At 56.7% G+C, this 17,069-nt stretch carries 21 protein-coding genes and 1 tRNA gene; 11 read left to right on the top strand and 11 right to left on the bottom strand.

Features of this window, described 5'->3' with window-relative positions; translation table 11 throughout:
- Nucleotides 1–137 precede the first annotated feature (137 nt).
- Together WKI84_RS07280 and WKI84_RS07275 are read left to right on the top strand one after the other, a co-directional pair.
- Nucleotides 138–2,237, top strand: a complete 2,100-nt coding sequence (locus WKI84_RS07280) for a glycosyltransferase (protein ID WP_337862873.1) — start codon at nt 138–140, stop codon at nt 2,235–2,237.
- Between the two features lie 260 nt (nt 2,238–2,497).
- Entirely contained in the window at nt 2,498–2,827 is a 330-nt protein-coding gene (locus tag WKI84_RS07275) for a hypothetical protein (RefSeq protein ID WP_337862872.1), read from the top strand.
- A 131-nt stretch (nt 2,828–2,958) separates the two neighbouring features.
- On the opposite strand, the gene WKI84_RS07270 is transcribed toward WKI84_RS07275, so the two are convergent.
- On the bottom strand, nt 2,959–4,425 hold the full coding sequence (locus WKI84_RS07270) for an Ig-like domain-containing protein (RefSeq protein ID WP_337862871.1): 1,467 nt from the start codon (nt 4,423–4,425) through the stop codon (nt 2,959–2,961).
- Between the two features lie 383 nt (nt 4,426–4,808).
- Here WKI84_RS07270 and WKI84_RS07265 point away from each other — a divergent pair, with 383 nt between their 5' ends.
- Nucleotides 4,809–5,414 carry a hypothetical protein gene (locus WKI84_RS07265; protein ID WP_337862870.1) on the top strand — a complete coding sequence of 202 codons (606 nt, stop codon included), beginning with the start codon at nt 4,809–4,811 and terminating at the stop codon, nt 5,412–5,414.
- Nucleotides 5,405–7,078: a hypothetical protein gene (locus tag WKI84_RS07260; protein WP_337862869.1), complete on the top strand. Its 1,674-nt coding sequence runs from the start codon at nt 5,405–5,407 to the stop codon at nt 7,076–7,078. Before WKI84_RS07265 ends, WKI84_RS07260 begins: the two co-directional genes overlap by 10 nt.
- Here the strand turns inward: WKI84_RS07260 and WKI84_RS07255 are convergent.
- On the bottom strand, nt 7,075–7,728 hold the full coding sequence (locus WKI84_RS07255) for a hypothetical protein (RefSeq protein WP_337862868.1): 654 nt from the start codon (nt 7,726–7,728) through the stop codon (nt 7,075–7,077). The genes WKI84_RS07260 and WKI84_RS07255 overlap by 4 nt on opposite strands.
- Nucleotides 7,729–7,818: 90 nt before the next feature.
- Here WKI84_RS07255 and WKI84_RS07250 point away from each other — a divergent pair, with 90 nt between their 5' ends.
- The 3 genes from WKI84_RS07250 (at nt 7,819) to WKI84_RS07240 (ending at nt 8,809) form a co-directional block, all read left to right on the top strand.
- Complete coding sequence (locus WKI84_RS07250; protein ID WP_337862867.1) at nt 7,819–8,262, top strand: hypothetical protein; 444 nt, start codon at nt 7,819–7,821, stop codon at nt 8,260–8,262.
- Nucleotides 8,259–8,435: a hypothetical protein gene (locus tag WKI84_RS07245; RefSeq protein WP_337862866.1), complete on the top strand. Its 177-nt coding sequence runs from the start codon at nt 8,259–8,261 to the stop codon at nt 8,433–8,435. Before WKI84_RS07250 ends, WKI84_RS07245 begins: the two co-directional genes overlap by 4 nt.
- Nucleotides 8,436–8,605: 170 nt before the next feature.
- Nucleotides 8,606–8,809 carry a hypothetical protein gene (locus tag WKI84_RS07240; protein ID WP_337862865.1) on the top strand — a complete coding sequence of 68 codons (204 nt, stop codon included), beginning with the start codon at nt 8,606–8,608 and terminating at the stop codon, nt 8,807–8,809.
- Here the strand turns inward: WKI84_RS07240 and WKI84_RS07235 are convergent.
- Together WKI84_RS07235 and WKI84_RS07230 are read right to left on the bottom strand one after the other, a co-directional pair.
- Nucleotides 8,791–8,865 (bottom strand) — tRNA-Gly (locus WKI84_RS07235). The genes WKI84_RS07240 and WKI84_RS07235 overlap by 19 nt on opposite strands.
- A 152-nt stretch (nt 8,866–9,017) precedes the next feature.
- Nucleotides 9,018–9,638, bottom strand: coding sequence for a hypothetical protein (locus WKI84_RS07230; protein WP_337862864.1), 621 nt, complete (start codon nt 9,636–9,638; stop codon nt 9,018–9,020).
- Nucleotides 9,639–9,841: 203 nt separating this feature from the next.
- Between WKI84_RS07230 and WKI84_RS07225 the strand changes: the two genes are divergently transcribed.
- On the top strand, nt 9,842–10,246 hold the full coding sequence (locus WKI84_RS07225; RefSeq protein ID WP_337862863.1) for a hypothetical protein: 405 nt from the start codon (nt 9,842–9,844) through the stop codon (nt 10,244–10,246).
- A gap of 178 nt (nt 10,247–10,424) precedes the next feature.
- Nucleotides 10,425–10,604: a hypothetical protein gene (locus WKI84_RS07220; RefSeq protein WP_337862862.1), complete on the top strand. Its 180-nt coding sequence runs from the start codon at nt 10,425–10,427 to the stop codon at nt 10,602–10,604.
- A 41-nt stretch (nt 10,605–10,645) separates the two neighbouring features.
- On the opposite strand, the gene hemB is transcribed toward WKI84_RS07220, so the two are convergent.
- The 4 genes from hemB to WKI84_RS07200 are packed head-to-tail and all read right to left on the bottom strand — an operon-like array spanning nt 10,646 to nt 14,425.
- The gene (gene hemB / locus WKI84_RS07215; RefSeq protein ID WP_337862861.1) at nt 10,646–11,707 is read right to left on the bottom strand and encodes a porphobilinogen synthase; all 1,062 of its coding nucleotides are present in this window, start codon (nt 11,705–11,707) and stop codon (nt 10,646–10,648) included.
- The gene (hemA, locus tag WKI84_RS07210; RefSeq protein ID WP_337862860.1) at nt 11,676–13,022 is read right to left on the bottom strand and encodes a glutamyl-tRNA reductase; all 1,347 of its coding nucleotides are present in this window, start codon (nt 13,020–13,022) and stop codon (nt 11,676–11,678) included. The genes hemB and hemA overlap by 32 nt, the downstream gene beginning before the upstream one ends.
- On the bottom strand, nt 13,019–13,711 hold the full coding sequence (locus WKI84_RS07205; protein ID WP_337862859.1) for a bifunctional precorrin-2 dehydrogenase/sirohydrochlorin ferrochelatase: 693 nt from the start codon (nt 13,709–13,711) through the stop codon (nt 13,019–13,021). The genes hemA and WKI84_RS07205 overlap by 4 nt, the downstream gene beginning before the upstream one ends.
- Nucleotides 13,712–13,762: 51 nt before the next feature.
- Entirely contained in the window at nt 13,763–14,425 is a 663-nt protein-coding gene (locus tag WKI84_RS07200) for a transcription elongation factor Spt5 (protein ID WP_337862858.1), read from the bottom strand.
- Nucleotides 14,426–14,483: 58 nt separating this feature from the next.
- Between WKI84_RS07200 and WKI84_RS07195 the strand changes: the two genes are divergently transcribed.
- The gene (locus tag WKI84_RS07195; RefSeq protein ID WP_337862857.1) at nt 14,484–15,323 is read left to right on the top strand and encodes a D-aminoacyl-tRNA deacylase; all 840 of its coding nucleotides are present in this window, start codon (nt 14,484–14,486) and stop codon (nt 15,321–15,323) included.
- Between the two features lie 26 nt (nt 15,324–15,349).
- The gene (locus tag WKI84_RS07190) at nt 15,350–15,667 is read left to right on the top strand and encodes an MGMT family protein (protein ID WP_337862856.1); all 318 of its coding nucleotides are present in this window, start codon (nt 15,350–15,352) and stop codon (nt 15,665–15,667) included.
- Here WKI84_RS07190 and WKI84_RS07185 read toward each other — a convergent pair.
- From WKI84_RS07185 to WKI84_RS07175, 3 genes are read right to left on the bottom strand one after another with little or no spacing between them, the layout of a single operon-like run.
- Nucleotides 15,664–16,110, bottom strand: a complete 447-nt coding sequence (locus WKI84_RS07185; protein ID WP_337862855.1) for a 50S ribosomal protein L19e — start codon at nt 16,108–16,110, stop codon at nt 15,664–15,666. The genes WKI84_RS07190 and WKI84_RS07185 overlap by 4 nt on opposite strands.
- 1 nt (nt 16,111) lies before the next feature.
- Nucleotides 16,112–16,528 carry a 50S ribosomal protein L32e gene (locus WKI84_RS07180; protein WP_337862854.1) on the bottom strand — a complete coding sequence of 139 codons (417 nt, stop codon included), beginning with the start codon at nt 16,526–16,528 and terminating at the stop codon, nt 16,112–16,114.
- Between the two features lie 41 nt (nt 16,529–16,569).
- Complete coding sequence (locus WKI84_RS07175; protein ID WP_337862853.1) at nt 16,570–16,899, bottom strand: hypothetical protein; 330 nt, start codon at nt 16,897–16,899, stop codon at nt 16,570–16,572.
- Nucleotides 16,900–17,069 lie beyond the last annotated feature (170 nt).

Below are 17,069 nucleotides of genomic sequence, written 5' to 3'. Positions count from 1 at the left end.
TTGCATGCGAGAACGTCTGTCCGCCGCAGGCAATCAAGATATTCCAAAAGAGCGGCTAGATTTGTCGCGATGCTTATAGAAGCATTGGCGATTACCTATAAATAGTAAATACCGGCTTATGCACGTAGACAACCAAGATGGTACTGTACGGGCCGGGCACCTTTCTCTATGCCATATTTCTGGTCGCCGCCTGGCTGACAACGCTTTACACGCTCAACTTTTACTACCTTGCATACGAGTCGCGCAGGAACAGGCGCCACGACCGGATAGTGGCCGCCGCCAAGTCTGCTTCGGGGCTTGCAGGCGCGGCAGACATGCCGCTGCTGCCTACAGTCACGGTGCAGATCCCGCTTTACAACGAAAAGTACGTCGCCCGGCGCGTCATCGACGCCGTGTGCAAAATAGACTATCCAAGAGACAGGATGCAGATACAGGTGCTCGACGACTCGGACGACGACACTGTCGACCTGATACGCTCCATAGTCCACGAGTACAAGCTGAAGGGCTTTGACATAATGCAGCTGCACCGCACGGACAGGACCGGCTACAAGGCCGGCGCGCTCAAGGAGGGCATGAAGAGCGCGACAGGCGAGTTCATCGCGATATTCGACGCCGACTTTATCCCTCCTCCCGACTTTATGAAGCGGCTCATCAAGTACTTTGACGACCCCAAGATGGGCTTTGTCCAGTGCAAGTGGGGGCACATCAACGAGGACTATTCCACAATGACGCAGGCAGAGGCGATATCGCTTGACATCCACTTTCTCGTCGAGCAAAAGGCCAAGAGCCTGTCCCACATCTTTCTGAACTTTAACGGCACGGCCGGCATCTGGAGAAAAAAATGCATTGACGACGCAGGCGGCTGGCACACGAGCACGCTTGTCGAGGACATGGACCTGAGCTACAGGGCACAGATGAGGGGCTGGAAGTGCATGTTTCTGGACGACTTTGTCGTAAACGCAGAGCTGCCTGTCCAGATGAACGCGGCCAAGCGCCAGCAGTTCCGCTGGGCGAAAGGCTCGATACAGGTGGCGCTCAAGCTGATGGCAGACGTGATGCTGCACCGCAAGGTGCCGGTGGATTCAAAGCTGCAGTCGTTTGTGCACATGACCCGGCACATCGTCAACCCGCTCTTTCTCGTCCAGTTCCTGATATTCCCCATGCTCCTTGCCATGGACTTTAAATTATACAACGGCCCCTGGGCGCCCCTTGCGGTTCTTGGGACGTACGTCGCGCTTGGGCCCGGCGGCTACCTGCTTGTGATAAACAAGGTCTGGAAGCGGGAATGGAAGGGCAAGGCCCGGCAGTTCCTTTTCCTGAACTTTTTTGCAGCCGGGATGACTGTCAACAACTCTGTCGCAGTCTTTGACGCGCTCTTTGGCCGCAAGAACGAGTTCCTGCGCACGCCCAAGTTCGGCATCACTGCCCGGGGCGAGGACTGGAAGAGCAAGGAGTACGTGCTCCCGTTCACAAAGACGACGCTCCTGGAGATATTTTTCGCCATATACGGCGTGGTGGGGATATTCATCGCGATATTCTCAAACAACACGCTCTACACGCCGCTCATTGCGATCCCGACCATAGGGTTCATCTATGTCGCGTACATGAGCATTGCGCACTCGCGCTTTGGCAAAAAGAAGAAAGCTGCTGCAGCCGCCCGCCGCGAAGCCGCCTTGGCAAAAAACCCGCAGCCGTCCCAATCATCATCTTCTGCCCTGCAAAAGGCGCTCCTGCCCGGCATGCTCGCATTCATGCTCCTGGGAGCGGCCATCGCGTACTATGGCTACCACTCTGCCATCTACCCAATAGAGGAGGCGTCCGGCCTCCTTGCCCGTGCCCAGTCTGCCCAGACGCCCCAGCAGCTGGCCGAGTACGTGCGGCTTGCAGAGCGGTCGCTGCCTGCCGAGGGGAATCCTGTCTGGATCTTTCCTACCGGGCGCACCGACTTTGCGGCCATGCGTGCGCAGATGGACGGCATGCTGGCCAGGGCAGAAGACCTCTCTGTGGCCGAGCCGCATACGGACGAGTACAGCAGCTCGATGATCGACATGCACGCGGCCGCGCTTGCGATACAGGAGAACCTACACGAGGCCGTGCCCTACATCTATGTCAGCCCCACAAACATTGCCATGGCCGCGGCGTGGGTAATGGTGATCCTGTCGGTCTTTGCAGCCATGCGACGCGCAACTGCCCGCCACAAAAAGGCGGCGGCGCCTCCCTCTGCACTCCAGTCCTGACATAAAGACACGTGCTGCTACTCCAAGTGCTTTGTCATTGAGCTAATGCCAAGCAAAAATGAGAAAGGCTGCACGCGTCTATCTTGGTGTTATCAATTGGTCAGATACCCTAGTACTTTCATCATCCGATATATCAGCAAGAGTAATCATCATCCCGCCTGTAAAGGGGCTTGCGCGCAATATTAACCGTTACCGGCCCGCTGCGGCAACCGGGAGCAATTGCCATAGGTCATTAAAATTGTCGTTACGAAAGAACAGCCATGACAGACCTGACAAACTATGTCAGCTGGGACGAGCTGAAAGGCAAGGAGGCTAGGGGAGTGACAAAAGAGGTTGACCTGGGCGAGGTCGAAATGATTGGCAGGCACTACATAGTGACGAAAAAGGGCGTGGCAAGCAAGGAAAGGTTCTACATTCCAAAATACCTGGCCGAGAAATACGACGGCCACACGCTGTGGTTCAACGTGACAGAGGGCCAAAAGACCGAGTTCAGGCGCGACTCGCCGCCGACGTACGAAGAGTATGCCCGCTACCGCATCGAGGGCGTGCCGGCAGACATCGAGACGCGCGTGCGCGTGACCGAAGCCTGATCGTTATTCCACGTGCACGGCTTTTTTCCTCCTTTTTCCATTTTTCTACTGCTCTGCCTGCCCCGCCGCCTTTTCTCTGACAGGCAGCACACACACATACACACATACACACCCGCACACGTATGCCGTCGCTAGTTCGAATAGACTGCTATGAACGGCGTGTCTTGCGTTATCGATATCGCCCTTGCTAGGTTGGTGGAGCCGTTGTCCTGCCACCTGAGAAAGTTAGAGTTGCCAAAGCCTGAAGATGGCGCCAGGACGTACTGCTGGCCGTTGTTCACCTGGAAGCCTGCCTGCGAGTAGTCCGCGTTTATCACCTGGCCGTTCTGCGAGAGCGTGGTCCAAAATCCTGTGTGGCTGTGGCCCCTCTGGTCGACTGTGATTATGACTGCGGTGCTTGTCGTCTTTGTCACCGTGTTTGCCACGTTGATGTTCACAGTGGCAGGCGCGCTGTCAGACGTGCCGTCGTTTGCTACAAAGGTAAAGCTGTCAGGGCCATCGTAATAGTTCCATGGCGTGTACGAAACAGCGCCGGTGCTCTCGTTGAGCAGGCCAAGCGTGCCGTGCGCCGGCTGGCTTGCAATGTAGAAGCGGATTGGCTGCCCGTCAGGGTCCGACCCTGTGAGCGTGATGGACACAGACGAGTTCTCGTTGACGCCCACCGACTGGTTGTTTGCAACAGGGCGCCCGCCTGTGCCTCCCCCAACTCCTCCACCACCACCTGCCTGTCCCTGCTTGAGGGTCATGTACATGTCCTCGCCGGTGTCCACCAGCCAGCTGGACTCGTAGCGCGTGCGGTACGAACTGGTGCCGTCAAACGGGTCTGCCGTGTTCCTGTCTATCATGACAGATACGCCGTTTGCGCTGTTGCCGCCGTTGTACTTGATCCCTATCCTGTCGCCGGCCTGTATCGTGTAGAGCTCGCCTGCAGGCAGCCTGAACTCGTAATCCTGGAACGCTGTGGTGAGGCTGGGCGCGCTGCTGACTGCAAACGACCTCTTGGAGGTCAGGTCGGAGTTGAACACCCCTACCTGGAACGTGCCCGGAGGCGCCCCCACCCTCTGAAGCCTGAGCGTGATGCTGTCTATCGTGTCGCCCACCAGCTGCGACGACGGCGTGACGTACTCGGCATTGATCTGCCTGCCAGCGTACACGAGCGAGCCAAACGTTACGGTGGTGTCCTGCATGTGGATTGTGCTGCCCGTAGAACCGCCACCGCTTCCCCCACCTGGAGCCACGTAATTGGCAGTTATCGCAGTGTTCTGGGCTATCGATATTGCCCTTGCGGGGTTGGTGGAGCCATTGTCCCACCTCTCAAATATGTAACTCTGGTAATTGGAAACCGTCACCACGTACTGCTGGTTCGGGGTCAGGCTGAACCTGACCGGCGAAAAGCCTGTTGCGACCACCTGGCCGTTCTGCGCAAGCGTGGTCCACAGGCCCGTCACTGCCTGCCCTCCGGTGTACTGCGTGTTGACAGTCAGCGTCACCGGCGCCTGTCCTGCCGCCTCCTGCTGGGCCGCCAGCTGGCCGAGGATGCCGGAAAAGGCGGAAGCAAGCATTATCGTGGCAGCGGCAAACACGACTTTGGGCCTCATGGCGCCTCCTCCCTTCTTGCTCTTGCCCTCCCATACAACGCAACACCGCCAGGGTCGCATACTGCTGCTTCTGCCGTTGCCGTAACTTTATTTAAAAGGATGGAAGAACCCAATGTTCTCTTGAGGCGCGATTTAACTTTAAGCATTGCTAGAGAAGGTTCGCTATCAATTCCACCTGCGCCGGGACTGGTAAAGCCTTCCGTTCTCGGGAAAAGGCATTCATGTTATAGAAGTGCGCTTTGGCGCTCGACACTTGTGCAATTTTGTTCACCCTGTTAGCTGCTATCCGCTACGTCGGGGTTTAAATAAGAATTTCGTCCGTCTACCTCATGTCCGCAGAGGAAAGACTGGTTAAAAGGATCCTCTCTGCGGGGTCGGCCGGCGTGAAAAAGGCCGATCTGCGCAAGGAGACGAGCAGCAACGACGTTGACGCGATTATCGAAGCCCTCGTGAGCAGAGGCATCGTATTTGTAGACAAGCGCGGAAGCGCCTACTACTGCTTCCACAAAGATCACTATCTCCAGAGCCTCCTCAATTCCGACCCACGCTTCAGGATCACCTACGACCTGATAAAATCGCTTGAAGAGTCGGTCGCAAGCTCGTCAAAAGAGGTCTCAAAGGCCATCGAGACGCTTGCCGGCAACATATCGAACCTGGCACGGCTGGTCACCGAGTCCGGCGGCAACAGCGCGACTGCAGCTGCAGTGCTGCAGGCATCTGCAGCTCCCCGGCGCGCTCCCATGCAGGTCGCCGATTTCAAAAGAGAGTTTGATTCTGCGCTTGCCAGCAATGCTTCGTCGATAGGCTGGGTCGAGCTTGCCAGGGTGCGCTCTGAAGTGTGCACCAGGTGCGGCCTCGCAAGCGACGAGTTCTACAGGCTGGTGGGCGAGCTGACAGGCCAGTACCAGGACAAGTACGAGCTGTCTACTGGCGGGGGCGAGGGCGTGATGGTCCGCGGTCTCTTGCACGGCTTTGTGAGGTGCATATGATGATGGCTTCTTCTCCTCCTCATTCTTCTAGTTACCCCTACAGGCTCGCAGTCAACCCGTACCCGAGCAGCCCGACCCCGACGCTCATCGACGCCCAGATACTCGGGGGCAGACGCCACAGGGAGGCCAAGGCGGCCGTCCTTGCGTGCATGTCCGACCTCCATTCCAAGGTCGCAGACACCGCAGAGGCGACTGACAAGGACTTTCGCCTGCTGACCATAATACAGGACGTGGGCTCTGGCAAGACCCACCTTGCGCTCCACATAAAGGGGCTCAAAGAGATGGCCGAGACGACTGTCACGTCGTACGTAGATTTGACGCAGATATCGCCCCGGAGCATGCACAGCCTGTACAGCGCCATGCTCGGCGGCTTTACCGACGACTATATCGCCGCGATAAGGCGCGCAGTCGTGACGTACCTGCGGGAAAAGGCCGAGCGCCAGGGGGGCGTCGCCCGCAAGGTGTTTAACTATGGGTTTTTGGACTCGATATCAGGCAAGAGCCTCGTCGACAAGGCCGAGCTCGTGCTGAGCAACGAGCTCACGCCCAACTATGCGGCGCTTGCAGAGACCCTTGCAAGAGAGTTTTCGCCCATCGAAGTCGCTATCCTAAAGCTGATAGTGGAGGGCAGGTTCAGGGCCGACGCGCAGAACGTGTCGACGCTTGAGGACATCATCGCCAGCCTGGCGGCGCTCGCCTCGCTCAACCTGCGCTTTTTGAAGCGCATAACGGTCTTCCAGCTGGACGAGCTGGACGCCGAGCGCGAGACTCTTGAATTCGTCAAGGCCGTGATAAACGCCCACATACCGTCTGCGGCGCTCATGCTGATATTCACGCCGTCGTCCTACGACGACATCAGGCGTGCAAACGCCTCGGTGTTTGACAGGCTGGAAAAGGCCAACTACAAGGTCGACCTTGCCGGCTCGAACACGTACGAGGAGATACTGGACATCGTGATGGAGTACATACGCCACCACGACGCAAGCAAGTGCTTTACAGCGGAGGAAGAGCGCGACCTTGCGGCCAAGGTCAAGGTCATCTACGACGAGTTCACCGATTTCCGCAACGTGCGCTCGATGCTCAACATAATGTACCATGCCACAGAAAACGCGGCCAAGAGGGGCGTCCAGATAATCGACGAGCAGGCAATAGACGACACGATAAAGAACGTCTACCCCGGCCTGCGCATCCGCGGGAGCGTCATGGACGTGCCGATCTCTGACTTTATCAGGATACGCAGGAACACGAGCGACTTTGCCGTGCTAGAGACGGGCGTAAAGGACGCGGTGCGCAACCTCGTGAACTACGCACACGAGGTCGGCGCGGTGGCCAGGCCGCAAAAGACGGACGGCACGGTGGACGTGGTGTTCTCTGACCCTTACGGAACCAAGGTCGCCGTCGCAGTAGTGATAAACCGCGACCACGCCAAGAGCTTTGAGCAGATATCAAACACGCTCAAGACCACCGGCTTTGTGGACAAGCTGGTCATACTGACAAACGCCAACAACACGGCGGCAGGCGCAAACGGTAGCATGGTCGTGGCGATGGACAGGTGCAAGATGATAGACCTGATCTATTTCAGCAACAAGTACAAGGAAGGCGGGCTCTTGGAGGACGACTCGCAGCGCGCCCTGATGCTTGCAAAATCCATCCGGATCTGCTAGCTCCTCTTTTTTCCTTTCTTCTTTTTCAAAATGTAGGAGGCGCCCCATGCCGCTGCGCCGCCGGCCGCCACTATCGCTGCTACTATCGTTGCCAGCTGGCCTGCGCTGACAAACCGGGCAGGCGGCTCTGGCGTCATGACTCCCGGCACCGGATCGTAGGCTTCGCCAAGGGCGGCATAGTCGGCAGTCGCAAGCTCTGCCGGCGCAGTCCTGCTGCACAGCGAGACCTCGCCTTTCTGAGCGTAGACCAGGTACTCCTTTCCTTCTTCAAAGTCATAGCCGCACGACGCGCTGGATGACGCGGTGTTGAGCGTCACCGCCCTGCTATCAATCCCTTTCCACGCCCTTTCTGCCTCAAATGTCACCGTCCTGCCGTTGTTGGCGCTTTCAACCGAGAGGACCTTGCCCACAAATACTCTGTCGCTTTCCGCAAGCGCCTGCGCAGGCGGCCCGGGCTCGATGCACGAGCACGCATACGCCCTGCCTGCCGTCGGCAAAAGATGAGATATGTCACCTATTTCTTCTGCTGCCGCCGCTGCTACTGCGACCAGAACTAACGTCAGCAACGCTGCTGCTACTACGGCGAGGGAAAAAGAAGAAGTGGCGGGAACCTTCACACCTGACTTTGCAGGCCGGTTGCTTTTGTACATTGTGCATCCATCTTTCGCTCCCTCCCTCTTTGTCGCGGCGCTAAACTCTTATCATGCGACTACGCAAAATACACGCGTACATATACGCACATGCCCAAACGCAACTTTAACACACTCGAAGAGTTCAAGGCGAACCTGCACAAGGAAGGGGCCACCCTGGTCGAGTTTTCCGGCGGCAAGGTGCCCTGCATACTGGTCAGCCCCAAAAAGTACGAGGAGCTTTTGGGCAAGGTATACGGCAAAAAGATGTCTGCCGACACCCTGCTTGACATCTTTTACGACGGGCAGGACGTCTTTGTGGACGTCAACATCAAGTTTGCCGGCGCAGACTTTGACGGCAACTTTTTGCTCTATGCAAACGACATGATCGAGTTCTTTGACGCGCTGGCCGAGAGCGGGCTCATCGCCCTTGCGCCCAGCGAGACTACATTCACGAACTCGCAGAACGTCTTTATGATACAGCTCCCAAAAAAAGACGCGGCGGAAAGGGCCCTTGCGATAATCAAGGCCAACGCCAGAAAGAAGACAAAATGACATCATCAATAGACAGGGAAGAAAAAGAAGAACAGGGCCTTCCAGAAGAAGACGACACGCACTTTCAAAAATACGGCAAGCGGGCGTGGGAGGTCGAGTACGGGGAGAAATGCGAGACATGCGGCAAACGCATAGACGAGTTTGGCTTTTGCGCCTGCGGAAGCGCGCAATGAAATAATTCTCTCTGCCTGCCCCTGTAAAATATTAAAGAGTTAGAACAACTTTCAGATGGTCTTTAATGAAATAATTGCGTATTTTGTACGCACATGATCTGGACACTCGTCTCAATAGTGCTCGGCGTCATAGTCCTGATAATACTGCTGAGGGTGCTTTTTGGGATAATATGACGGCGCACTGGATTGAAAAGGCCCTTGAGAGCGCGCCCTGGGTGGTGGCGGCGCGTGACAGAAGGGTTGCCGAGCTCCGAGAAATCCGGTCCAAAGTGCGCAGCGACCCTGAAGAGGTCGAGGCGTGGCTCGACAGGGAGATCGAAAAGCTATCAGACATCCCGGGTTTCTTGAAGAAAGATGCGACGGCCGGGATTTGAACCCGGGTTACCAGATTGGCAATCTGATGTCCTAGACCAAACTGGACGACCGTCGCACTGCTAACACAGGAGGACGATACGGCAAGGTAATTTAAACATGACCCTCTAGACGGCCCGCCGGAAAGATGAGGAGTGCTTGAACTATTGCTTGCAGGCGGCGTGCCTCGTTTCTCTGCAGCAGCTTGCTAATCGGGTACAGGACGAATGGTCATGTCAGCATTATGAGCGTCGAATACCCTCGGCTCTCTGTCACATAGTCGCCCTCTATCTCCTCGGCCACGGCGGTCAAAGAAATGACGTCGTATTTCTGGCAGTTGCGGGCGTCCAGGATGATGTAGTCGTCGAGCAGGTCTGCCGCCTTCATGCTTTCTTTGCTCAGTGCGACCTGCACCGGGCCGCTTGAGTTGAGCAGGAGCACCTGCTCCTTCTGGTAGCTGCCAAGCCTGGTGAGCCTGCCCTGCCTTGGCATGGCTTTCAGGTTCACCTTCACCTCGCCCACAGGGTGCATCGTGTACCTGCTCGTGCCGCCCACAAACACGTCGAACCTGAAAGGGTAGCCTGCCGTGTTTTCGGCCATCTTGTTGACCCCGTCGTTCATGATGATGTCCACTTTTTTGATGGTGCTGCCGAACCTGCTTATCCAGTCGTTCGTGGTCTTGACTATGCTGTTGATGGCGGCCTTTCTGCGTGCAGTCTCTTCGGCGGCCAGCTGGTACCGGTCGACCCAGTCCATGTAGTCCTTGCTGATGTCCATTATGAACTCGGCGCACGTGTTCTGGTAGTCCTCGATGCTGGTGGCCCGCTCCGACCCGCCGTCGCTTGCAAACATCTCTCTATATGCAATCTTTTTGCCGCTGGCCTGAAATAAAACCTATCTGCTAACTTGCGTTGCAATCAAAATAATCTCTTTTAGGAAATATTCCTGCTCCCCCTGTGGCCGTGTGGCTACGAACGCAACTCTGCCCAATACTGCCCTGCGAGGCTCATTGCTAAAGGCTCAAAAGCAAGGCTCTCAAATGTTAGCAGCAGGCGATGCACGACATAGTCATAACGTGCGTATCGGAGAAGAGCGACGAGTTTGCAAAAGAGGTTTACGACTACCTGATCGCAGGGCTTGAAAAGCAGAGGCAGCACGGAGAAGAGGGCCCGAACCTGCAGGTTTCCACAGACCTGATAACGCTGGAAGGAAACGAGGTCCGCGTCAGCGGCAAGACCCTGGCGCCGGCAGGGATGATAAAATGGGTCTTGCAGTCGCTTTTGAAATCAGACGCGTCCAGGTTCAAAGGCTATGACGTGATTGAAATTGGAGACACGTTCACAGTGGGCAGAAAGCTGCACCCGTCGCAAATGGAGCTGCTGGCCTGCGAAATATGCGGCTTTTTTACCCCTTATGCGGAGGAGCTGCACACCCACAGGATGACCCATTTTGGCGTATAGCAGGATTTCATCGTGCCAGTCATTATACCTTGTCCGCCCCGCTGCTTCTGCTACTATTGCTTGCTGAAGGACAGGCGTGATTGCCGCTGTTTGCTCCTTTGCGGCCTTTGTAGTATATCGCTACTCCTGTGACTATCAGGATCGCGGACAAGAAGTGCGTCAGTTCTGCAACAGGATCATGAAAGGAGGGCCAATGCCTGCAGCAAACAGCGGCGAAAGAAAAGCAAGGAGGTGCGTGTTAACAGGTCCGAGGAGGAAGATTATGACCCCTGCTGCAAACAGGGCCAGACCCGATCTGGAGGAAACGATGCTCGTGCGGAAAATTGTGTATGGCGTGGTAGTAAAAGCTGTCGCCTGAATTACGTATGTAATCCGGGTACAATCTCTAGCCTAGCAGTCTTATGCAGACTCTTTGAGCAGCCGGGCCATCCTCTTTGCATGGTACGTGATGGTCATGTCTGCCCCTGCCCTCTTTATTGCTGTGAGAAATTCAGTCATCACGGCGTCCTCGTCCACCCAGCCTTCAAGAGCGGCCGCCTTGACAAGCGCGTACTCGCCTGACACGCTGTATGCGCAGATGGGCAGGTTGGTCGCCCTGCTTGCCTGGTAGACAAGGTCGAGGTTTGGAATCGCTGGCTTGACGATTATCGCGTCTGCGCCTTCTGCGATGTCCTGCTCTATCTCGCGCATGGACTCGCGCGTGTTTGTAAAGGGCATCTGGTAGGTGCGTCTGTCGCCAAACTCTGGCGTCGAGTGCGCCGCGTCACGAAAGGGCGCAAAGAGTGGCGACGCCTGCTTGGACGAGTAGCTCATTATCGCCGTGTCTGCAAGTCCTGCGTCGTCAAGCGCGCTGCGTATCGCCTGCACCTGGCCGTCCATCATGGCAGACGGCGCGACAATGTCCGCGCCCGCCCCGGCCTGGCTCACAGCCACCTTGCCAAGCGTCGCAGCGCTTGCGTCGTTGTCTATTGTTGCTGTCCTCTTTTTCTTGCCTCTTCCCTTGATATCGGTGGCCAGGATGCCGCAGTGGCCGTGCGAAGTGTACTGGCACAGACAGACATCTGTGATTACCGCTACCTTGTCGCCAAACTGTTTGCGTATGGCCTCGACCGACCTCTGCACTATACCACGCTCGTCAAAGGCGGACGAGCCTTTGTCGTCTTTCTCGGCAGGCAGGCCAAAGAGTATGACCGCCCCTATTCCCAGATCGGTCAGCTCCTCGACCTCTTTGACAAGGCCGCCAAGTGGGAGGCGCCACACGTCGGGCATCGAGCCTACCTGCTCTGGCTTTTTCAGCCCCTCCTGCACGAATATCGGCGCTATAAAGTCCTTGACTGAAAGGTGCGTCTCCTGAAAAAGGTCGCGGATGGCCTGCGTCCTGCGCAGCCGCCTGAGCCTCACGTCTGGAAAGCTACTACTACTGCTACTATTACTTTTTTTCGTCCTGTTGCTGTTGATCATACCTGAACATCTTGGCCACTATTTTCATCAGCTCTTCTGCGCTCTTGCTGTTGTCACCATCGCCTCGGGCTTCCATCTCTCTGCGCAAATAGTTCATGGGCGAGGCGAGTATGCCCTCAACTATGGCATAGGAAAGCTGCTCTACCACCTTTGCCTGCTCGGGGCTTGCGTCCTTGCCGAGCATCGACAGCGCCTTTTTGAGCTCGCGCTCGCGGATGGCGTCGACGCTCTTGAACACAGAGACGACGACCGGCTCTGCCTTTAGCCGCTTCATCATGCCGTCGACTGACCTCATCTCCTCGTCGATTATCTTTTCGGCCGACTGGATCTCCTTCATGCGCGACCGCATGTTCTTTTCCACAAGCTCGGCTATCTGATCCATATTTACAAGCTTGACGCCGTGCAGGGTGGCGACCTTTTCCTCGACCGTGCGGGGGTTGGACAGGTCAAATATCATCATGGGATCCTTGCGAGACAGGACGGCCTTTTCCATCCTTTCATAGGGTATGAGGAAGTACGGCGCCGAGCTTGCGACAAATATCAGGTCGACCTCGCCAAACATCCCAAGCGCCGCGTCAAATGGCACGGGCTTGCCTGCGACAGTCTCGGAAAACGACCTTGCGCGCTGGAACGTCCTGCTCGTAACAATAAAGTCGATGCCCCTGCCCTTGAGCACCTTGGCCACCAGGCTTGCCGCCTCGCCGGAGCCTATCAGCATCACCTTTTTCGATTTCAGGTCGTCAAAGTACTCGTCAGCCAGGCTGACTGCGACAGATGCTATCGAAACGTTGCCCTTGTTGATGCCTGTCGCGTTGCGCACCCTGCTCCCAACCTTGAGCGCCCTGTCAAATATCATCCCCAGGTTTGCGCCCGCATAGCGGTTTGATTTAGAGAACTCTAAAGCGCGCCTGACCTGGCCAAGTATCTGGTCCTCGCCCACCACCAGCGAGTCGAGCCCCGAGGCCAGCTTCAGCAGGTGCGTCACGGCGTCCCCGTCCGTGCTCACCTGCACGCACGACGACAGGTCTTTTTCTGCAAGCCCTGCGACCTGGGCCCACCTGTCAAGCAGCTTCTTTTCGTCGCCTGCCGCGGCATAAAGCTCGACCCTGTTGCACGTCTGGAGTATCACGCATTCCTCGGCGCCGGCTTCCAGAAAAGCCCTGTGCGCAGACTCGATGTCTTTGAACGTGAACTTTTCGAGAAGGTGTATCGGGGCGTTCTTGTAGGTGACGCGGGCATTTACCAAGCGCACGGGAAGCGAAAGCCTCCGCGCCACGTCCTCTTCTTCTTCTGTTGCCGATGTAATAGCGGTCACTTGCTTTTCTTCTCCACCCACTCTTCCAACAACTCGAGAGTCGCGCGCTTAGCTTCTTCAATCCTGTCTTCCTTAATAAGCTTCTGAATGCGGGCGTCCCTGATTATCGAGTAGAGGAACTCTTTGCGCTGCTCCACTGTTTGCAGCCGCGGCCGCGCGGCGTTCCTTGCAAACTCTTGCAGCCGCGCGTTTTCAATGTCGGATTTCTTGATTATCCGCTTTAATACACGCTCTGCCCTGATGCGGATCTGCCGGGCCATTATGGGGCTCTTGCCTGACGTGGAAATGGCTACCTGCATGACGCCCTCTATGTTTATCACCGACGCGTAGGAAAAGTCGCTGTAGGCAGGATCGTCCACAGAATACACGAATGCCCCTTTTTCCCTGCCCTTCTGGCACAGCCTGCGGTTCAGCTCCCTGTCGTCCGTGGACGCAAGCACCATAAACGGCCTGTCGTAGGCATCGAGCGCGCTGCCGGCGTCTTTCACCTTCATCCTGACTGCTTCTATCTTGCCGGCCTTTTCCTGATCGCGCAAATACTTGTTAAAGCGGTCGCTGATTACCGTGATTTTGCTGCAGCCCTGGCCAAGCAGCGCGTTCACCTTGCGCATACCCTCCGTGCCGCCGCCGACTACGATCACGTGCTTGCCTTTCAGGTTCAGGTCTACTATCATCGACTGGATAACCACCCCGGTGGCCCGGGCAGCCGCTGCTGCAGCATCTTTCAGCGCCTTCTTTATTTAACCCTGGTGGGCGGCCTTTTTGAGATAGTTGGCGTCCACCGTAACTGGTATCTGGTACGGCGAGTCCAGCAGCACCACCGTGGCCTCCTGCTTTTCATAGTCGACGCGGGTTATCTTGGCCTTCATGCCCTTGAACGGGCCGGCGATGACCTCTACCGTGTCGTCGATTGCAAGCTCGGTGACGGTAGGTTTCTTGACCAGGTAGCCTTCGATGTCCTTGAACGGCAGGTCGCCCCTTATCTGGCCCCGAACGTGCCTGATGCCTGCAAGGCCCTCGTAGGCGACGTTAGAGTCTGGAGCCTCGACGATGATGTATCCCTTGAAATTGTCCAGAACCATGACAGAGCGTATGCCTATCTTTTTGGCGACCACCTTTGTGTAGAGCATGTCTGCCACCATGCGCTCCTGGCCGCCGGTCGTGCGTATTGCAAAGAACTTGCTGTCGCTTGCCGGCTTGTCAGACTGCGCGGGGGCTGCTGCTGTCGCCGTCGATGGCTTTGCTTCTGCGGTCGCGGCGGCCTCTTGGGGAGCTTGCTCTTCTTCTTTCTGCTCTTCTGCAGCAGGGGCTTCTAGCTCTAAATCTTCTTCTTCATCGTCATTATTAGTGTCATCTAGCTTGATCTCTTCTTCGGGACCTAGATCGTCCTCTGGATTGCTCATACTATTATTTGCCAGCTATGCGGAGCGTCCATGCAATTTATAAGTTTACTTTAAAATAATGCTAAAAATACTGAACATGGAAGAGATGCCCCGATACGTCCTCGTCGCCTCAACTTCCGACCTTGCGGGGGCGACCATGATCTCGTGCCTCAAAGAAAGGGGCTTTGCACCGTATAGAGGCAGCAGCCACCTGCTTGCTGCTTCTCCATCAACCTATCCGGAAATCATCCTCCACACAACCGGCAAGAGCCTGCTCACGCTCGAAAGCCTCGACGACGACCATCCCGACGCAAAAGCGTTTATCTTTCTTTCAAAGCACCGGTCAGACAGCGGCATACCGACGCTGACCTGCCACTGCACCGGTAACTTCGCCGACGCGCCTTTCGGCGGCAACCCAAAAGAGCTGGCAGTCGCGTACCCGTCGCTCCAAAAGGCGTACCTGAAGGCGATAACTGCCGCGCAGGTGCCCGGCTACGATGTCGTCATAGAGGCGACGCACCACGGGCCCACGTCGCTCAAAAAGCCGGTGCTGTTTGTAGAGCTGGGCTCGTCTGAAAAGCAGTGGGCCGACAGGGGCGCCGCAGACGCAATGTGCCGCTGCATTCTGGATGTTCTTGCTAAAGAAATAGAGCCGTGCAAAAAGGTCGGAATCGCGCTTGGGGGCACCCACTATCCTACCAAGTTCAACAAGCTGCTGCTGGATTCAGAGTTTGGCCTTGCTGCCGTCGCATCAAAGCACAACCTGGAGGCAATAGATGGGGAAATGCTTGCCCAGATGGTGAGCAAGAGCGTCGAGCCTGTGACTCATATCGTGCTGGATTCAAAGGGCCTCGGCAGCCACAAGGACCGGGTCCTAAAGCTGGCCAATGATACCGGCCTTCAAGTCCTTAAAGTTTGAAATACGCGGCCGCCCTTTGCTCTGGCATGAATAGGCCGCTAAAGGCAGCCGATGTCTATGAACTGTTGACAAAAAAGGTGCCGGAGGGCAAGGTCACCACGTACGGCGACTTGGCAAAGGCGCTCGGGCACCCCCGGGCAGCCAGGGCCATCGGGCAGATAATGAACCGCAACCCCAACCCTTTTGTAGTGCCATGTCACCGCGTGGTGGCGTCGGACGGCGGCGTCGGCGGCTATGCCTACGGTATAAAGATGAAGAAAGAGATACTTGCAAAGGAGGGCCTTGCCTTTGTTGCAGGAGACAAAATAAAGGATTTTGAAAAAAAGAGGGCCCGGCTTGTCTAGCGGGTCTTGGCTTCCTTGACCAGGTCGCGCAGGTGCGCAAGCGACCTGACGTGGCCGCCGTTGACCTGCTTGTACAGGTGCCAGTACACGTCGTTTGTGATGTCCTTGCGCTCCTTGAGCACCTTGAGGTGATAGCGCATCGACCTGACGCGCACCACATAGACCTCCTTCTTGCCGGTCCTTGCAGTCCTCCGGCCCTTCTTGGAGCCCGGACCCTTGCCGTGGATCTTCCATATGTTGCGCTTGGCCTGCGCCCTGCTGCGGGACGTGCCACTCGGCTGGACCGTCCATATAGCGCCGCTCTTGACCAGCGAGCGAATGTTGTCCCTTGTAATAGAGTCGGCCACGTCTTCAAGCTTGTCCGGCTCAAACCTCACGCGGTTTGCACCCACGCCCAGTATTCTGGCAACAAGCTCGCGCTTTTTAGCAATGTTGACTACCATTCTACGCCTTGGCCTCCTCTTTCTCTTTCTTTGGAGCCAGCTTGCCTGCGTTGAGCACCTTGAGCCCCATCTTGGCGGCCTGCTCGACGATGGCCTTGCGCTTTCTCGTCCCGACCGTCCTTGCCATCCTTATCGCGTCCTTTTTCGGGTCGAGGCCGGCGAGATCTGCCACGTTGTATACGACGTTATCCGTGTAGCCTGACGGGTGAAGGCCCCTTGCAACCCTGGGGCCGCGGTAACCCACCTTTACCAGTGCGGGCACGCCTGCCTTCTGCTTCCTCATCTTGTTGTCCTTGCCCTTGGGCTTGCGCCAGTTCTCTGCAAGCCTGTCATACCTCCAGCTCTCCTGGCGGATGAACCTGGGGCGCTTGCTAGAGACCTTTTTCCTAGCGGCAAGTAACTCCTCGTTAATTACCATAGCGATACGTAGGACAGGACAGTTCATTTTCAATAAATACCTTACTCGGCCCTCTGCCCTGCAAGCGTGAGCGTATAGTGCCTGCCGCCGTAGGTCACGTCAGTCTCGTACAGGACCGCCCTGCCTGTGTCTTTTGGCCCGACGCCCTGAAAGACCTCCATCACCTCTTCCACCTCTGCCGAATCCAGCCTGCGCGAGTAGTCCCAAAAGCTGGCGCCACCCTTCCTCTGCATGTCAGTCAGCGTGTTCTCGGCCACCTGCATGACCTCCTTGAGCGCCGGTATGCGAAGCACCGTCTCGTGCTCCAGCTCTTTCTCGGGCCGGCGCTCGCACGACCTTATCTCGAGCCAGGCGTCCTTGAACCCCTGCACGCCGTCTCTGCGCTCTGCGCGGTATATTAGAGTTCATGCGTCTGAAAGGGGCAGCTAATTAGGGACGGCGCGGTAACGTCTTTTGTCATCTGTTGTCTGAAGAGTTCGTGCAGGCCGTGGAGCGGGCGATCTCGGCGCTTGAGCGGGAAAGGGCACAGGGCAGGATGATG

Source organism: Nitrososphaera sp. (genome assembly GCF_037447015.1).
Taxonomy (GTDB): Archaea; Thermoproteota; Nitrososphaeria; order Nitrososphaerales; family Nitrososphaeraceae; genus Nitrososphaera.
The sequence above is the reverse complement of the archived record's forward strand: the minus strand, read 5'-3'. Positions and strand labels throughout refer to the sequence as shown.